Raw genomic sequence first — 515 nt, 5'->3', positions numbered from 1 at the left:
GAGTCAGAATTTTCCATTGGAAAGAAAATTCCTGCAAAAAATTGGAACAGCAAAACAAAGCGTGTATATGGCTGCTTGGATGCTAAACTGATCAATTCTCGCATTAATCAGATTGAAAGTGATCTGGAGAGACATTTTTTTAAACTACAATTTGAGCACGAATACATTTCTCCTATTATGGTTAGAAATGTATACAAAGGACTTTCTGCTGATTACAAGCCTGGTGAATCCCAGAACTCAAATGAAAGCCAAACAAGATCCATATTAGCTCTCGCTGACCAACATGTGCAAGATTTTACAGAAATGGTACGCAAGAGAATCCGATCTGCAGAAACGCTCAGACAATGGAAGGCTACAAGAAATAAAATAGCAGAATTTATCACCAAGAACTATCGTTCGGCTGACTTAGACCTAGAAACAATCGACTATTCTTTTGCGACAAAATTTTATAAATATCTAACAATTGACCGTGAGAAAGTTATTGGAGAAGCGGCTGCAAAGAAGCAGATCAAAAA

General features: G+C 36.9%; 1 protein-coding gene. It reads left to right on the top strand.

Translation table 11 applies throughout. The features are described from left to right. On the top strand, positions 1–515 hold a 515-nt coding region (locus tag ACFRAE_RS17750), incomplete at both ends, for a phage integrase SAM-like domain-containing protein (protein WP_422798507.1).

This window comes from Sphingobacterium sp. HJSM2_6 (assembly GCF_049316305.1).
Taxonomy (GTDB): Bacteria; Bacteroidota; Bacteroidia; order Sphingobacteriales; family Sphingobacteriaceae; genus Sphingobacterium.
The sequence above is the reverse complement of the archived record's forward strand: the minus strand, read 5'-3'. Positions and strand labels throughout refer to the sequence as shown.